The sequence below is a fragment of the Kitasatospora sp. NPDC057198 genome (genome assembly GCF_042670125.1).
In the GTDB taxonomy this organism is placed as follows: Bacteria; Actinomycetota; Actinomycetes; order Streptomycetales; family Streptomycetaceae; genus Kitasatospora.
Map to the genome: position 1 here is coordinate 1 of NZ_JBHUWH010000772.1, position 2,162 is coordinate 2,162.

General features: G+C 74.3%; 3 protein-coding genes. 2 read left to right on the top strand and 1 reads right to left on the bottom strand.

The window, feature by feature from the left end; genetic code table 11:
* Positions 1-103: 103 nt before the first annotated feature.
* Complete coding sequence (locus ACFUEL_RS38860) at positions 104-1,234, top strand: PRC and DUF2382 domain-containing protein (protein WP_380242800.1); 1,131 nt, start codon at positions 104-106, stop codon at positions 1,232-1,234.
* Between the two features lie 72 nt (positions 1,235-1,306).
* On the top strand, positions 1,307-1,474 hold the full coding sequence (locus tag ACFUEL_RS38865) for a hypothetical protein (RefSeq protein ID WP_380242802.1): 168 nt from the start codon (positions 1,307-1,309) through the stop codon (positions 1,472-1,474).
* On the opposite strand, the gene ACFUEL_RS38870 is transcribed toward ACFUEL_RS38865, so the two are convergent.
* Positions 1,471-2,115: a hypothetical protein gene (locus ACFUEL_RS38870; RefSeq protein ID WP_380242804.1), complete on the bottom strand. Its 645-nt coding sequence runs from the start codon at positions 2,113-2,115 to the stop codon at positions 1,471-1,473. The two genes, ACFUEL_RS38865 and ACFUEL_RS38870, sit on opposite strands and share 4 nt — an antisense overlap.
* Positions 2,116-2,162: the final 47 nt, after the last annotated feature.

Consider the following 2,162-nt stretch of genomic DNA (forward strand, 5'->3'; position numbering starts at 1 on the left):
GGTTTGGCATATGCCAAACCGGGGGCGCGCCGCGGCGGCGTGTTTCGTTTTGCCGCGGCTGGCCAGGCGCGCCAGTGCTGGAATGTGAAGGAGGCGTGTGCAAATGATCACCGAGCAACAGATGCGTTCCGTGCTCCACCAGCCCGTCCACGACGCCCAGGGCAACAAGATCGGCAAGGCCGACCACCTCTACCTCGACGACGCCACCGGCAAGCCCGAGTGGGTCAGCGTGAAGACCGGCTGGTTCGGAGCCAGCGAGACCTTCGTCCCGATCCGGGACGCGCACGTGGTCGACGGCCACCTCCAGGTCCCCTACGCCAAGGACAAGGTCAAGGACGCCCCGAACGTGGACGTGGACAACGGCGGCCACCTCTCCGAGCAGGAGGAGCGCCGGCTCTACCGCCACTACGGCATCGCCTGGGACGACGCCTGGAAGGCAGCCAACGAACCCGGCGAGGGCGGCTGGGCCCACTCCTCGCAGGGCGGGACGGGCACCGCGGGCACGCCGGACGCGACCGGAACCGCGGCCGGGACCGCGGGTGCGGCCGGAGCAGCCGGAGCGGCCGGCGCGGCGGCCTCCAGGCCGACGACGGCGCGCACCACCGGAGCCGGCACCAGCCCCGCCGACACCCGGCTGACCGGCACCCCCGGGACCACCGGAGCGGCCGGGACCGCCGGTATGGCCGGAGCCACCGGGACCGCCGGAGCGGCCGGAGCCGCCGGGACGGCCGGCCTGTCCGGCACGCGTGCCGGGGCCGACGCCTCCATGGCGTCCGGGACGGCGCACCGCACCGGCCGGCCCGCGCGCGGCGACGACGCGATGACCCGCTCGGAGGAGCGGATGCACGTCGGGATCGAGCGGTACGAGACCGGGCACGCCCGGCTGCGCAAGTACGTCGTCACCGAGGAGGAGCAGCAGACCGTGCCGGTGCGGCACGAGGAGGTCCGGATCGAGCGCGAGCCGATCACCGAGGCCAACCGGGGCGAGGCGCTGACCGGCGACCCCATCTCGGAGGCCGAGTACGACGTCACCCTGCACGGCGAGCGCCCGGTGGTGCGCACCGAGGCCGTCCCGGTGGAGCGGGTGCGCCTGGTGACCGAGGAGCACGTCGAGCAGCGGACCGTCACCGGCGAGGTGCGCAAGGAGCGCATCGAGGCCGAACTGCCCGACCGGGACAAGAAGTTGCCCCCCACCACCGGCAAGGACACCCCCGGCCAGGGGCGCCACCGGTGACACCGCCCGACGGGGCCCGGCGGTAGCGCCGGGCCCCGCCGACGGCGGCCGGAACGACCGAGGGAGGTCCACGTGGCCTGGTTGCTGGTGATCGTGCTGATCGCCGTGGTGTGCGGGTTCGTCGGCGTGCTGGTGAAGGGCCTGCTGTGGCTGCTGGTCATCGGCGCGGTGCTCTTCGTCGGCGCCCTGCTGGTGACGGGCATGCGGATGGGCCGCGCCAGGCGCTCCGCCCCGCGCTAGGCCCGCAGCACCGGGCGTCCCGCCGCGAGGTGGTCGTACAGGCGGTCGCCGTGGATGCCCGGGGCGTCGAAGCAGCTGTCCTGGTCCTGCTCGCCGTCGGCGAGCAGGACCTCGGGGACGAGCACCTCGGAGGCGGGCGGGGCGGCCGCCGGGCGGCCGAGTTCGGCCAGGGCGTACGGCGGGGCGAGGACGGGGCCGGTCAGGGTGCCGCCGACCAGGTCGGGGAGGAAGCCGGCCGAGAGCACCGTCACCCCGGCGGCCAGGTCGCCGCCGATCATCACCAGCTTCTCGGTCATGTGGCCGACGAACGCGCCGACCCGGACGTGGCCGCGCACCAGCAGCTTGGCGTCGCCCTCCAGGTGCACGGCGTCCGCCGTCAGGTCGCCCAGCACGACCAGGGCCGGGCAGCCGTCGTCCGCGTTGAGGACCGCGCCCGCCACCGTCAGGTCGCCGTCGACGACCAGCCCGGTGCCGTACAGGTCCAGCGCGTCCAGGTCGAGCGGGCCGGGGACGGACAGCGCGCCGGAGTGGACGTCGTACGTCTCCTCGTAGAGGTTCTCGTAGCTGGAGACGGGCAGGGCGCGGGAGTCGAAGAGTGCGACGCATGCGTCCCAACTCGTGGGCGCGGCAGTGATGTTCATGGGCGGGAGTCTGTCAGGCGGCACCGTCGGCGGACGCGCCGGAGCCC